Below are 1,468 nucleotides of genomic sequence, written 5' to 3' on the forward strand. Positions count from 1 at the left end.
GGCGGGCTCTAGCGATCCCCGCAACACCCTGAGTTCAGGGAGTTGCGGGGATCGTGGATTTTGAGGGCTTGAAGGCGAGGTTCTTCGAGGCGTTGGATCGGGAGAACGGCAGCGTTGTGGGGGCGGCCCGGGCGGTCGGGGTGAACCGGCACACGGCGGCCGGGTGGGCGCGCAGGGCCGGTGTCCGTGGTCGTGGGAAACCTGGCGCGAGTGAGCACCCGGGGCGGGCGGAGTACGACCGGCTTCGTGCGTCCGGGGTGCGACGACGGGATGCTGCCGCGCGGGTGGGGGTCCACGAGCGCACCGCCCGGGACTGGGATCGCGGAATCCGGAAGATCGGCGACGCGCGTCTGCACCCCGATGGGCGCCGCGTCGACTACAAGACGGGTGTGACCACCCTTGTTGTTGATGCCCAGCCGTCCCTTGCGGCGGTCGAGGCCGGGCTGCACGCACGGTATCTGACGGTGACCGAGCGGGAGTTGATCGCCGACATGCGTCGTGAGCGCCGGTCGCTGCGGGCGATCGGACGGGCGCTCGGCCGGCCCGCGTCCACCGTCAAGCGCGAGATCGACGCCCGGGCAGTCGATGGCGTCTACCAGCCGCATCGGGCCCAGCGGGCGTGGGCGAAGAGCCGGTCGCGCCCCAAGGGCTCCAAGCTCGCCCAGGACGGTCCGCTGCGCGAGTTCGTCGCGGGCAAACTGCAGGAACAGTGGTCGCCCGAGCAGATCTGTCACGCTCTGGTCATGGAGTTCCCCGACGACGACAGCATGCGGGTGAGTCCGGAGACCGTCTATCAGGCGATCTACGTCCAGGCCCGCGGCGGTCTGCGTCGCGAGGTCGCACTCGCACTGCGCACCGGGCGCACCCGCCGCAAGCCACACCGCAGTCCACAGCAGCGCACACCGCGGTTCGTCGACGAGATGGTGATGATCTCCGATCGCCCTGCCGAGGTCGAGGACCGGGCGGTACCCGGCCACTGGGAAGGCGATCTGATCGTCGGAGCCCTCAACGAGAGCGCGATCGTGACCCTGGTCGAGCGCTCCACCCGCTACGTCCTGCTCGGGCATCTGCCCGGCGGGCACACCGCCGTGGAGGTCCGCGACGTGCTGGTGCCCCTGATCCAGACCCTGCCCGAGCACCTACGCGGCTCGCTGACCTGGGACCAGGGCTGCGAGATGGCCGCGCACAAACAGTTCACCGTGGCCACGGGAGTGCCGGTCTACTTCTGCGATCCGCACTCGCCCTGGCAGCGCGGATCGAACGAGAACACCAACGGGCTGCTGCGGCAGTACTTCCCCAAGGGCACCGACCTGTCCGTGCACAGCACCGAAGACCTCGAACACGTCGCCCAGAAGCTCAACGGCCGACCACGCAAAACGCTCGGCTGGAGAACCCCAGCCGAGCGCCTGCGTGATCTACTGACGACCACGTAAGCCATCAGGTGTTGCGAGGACCCCAAGAATCCGCC

The 1,468-nt window shown here is 69.2% G+C and carries 1 protein-coding gene; it reads left to right on the forward strand.

Features of this window, described 5'->3' with window-relative positions:
* Positions 1-257 precede the first annotated feature (257 nt).
* Complete coding sequence (locus ACFVSN_RS45120; RefSeq protein WP_387603978.1) at positions 258-1,433, forward strand: IS30 family transposase; 1,176 nt, start codon at positions 258-260, stop codon at positions 1,431-1,433.
* The last annotated feature ends 35 nt before the right edge of the window (positions 1,434-1,468 follow it).

It is taken from the genome of Kitasatospora sp. NPDC057904 (assembly GCF_042887925.1).
In the GTDB taxonomy this organism is placed as follows: Bacteria; Actinomycetota; Actinomycetes; order Streptomycetales; family Streptomycetaceae; genus Kitasatospora.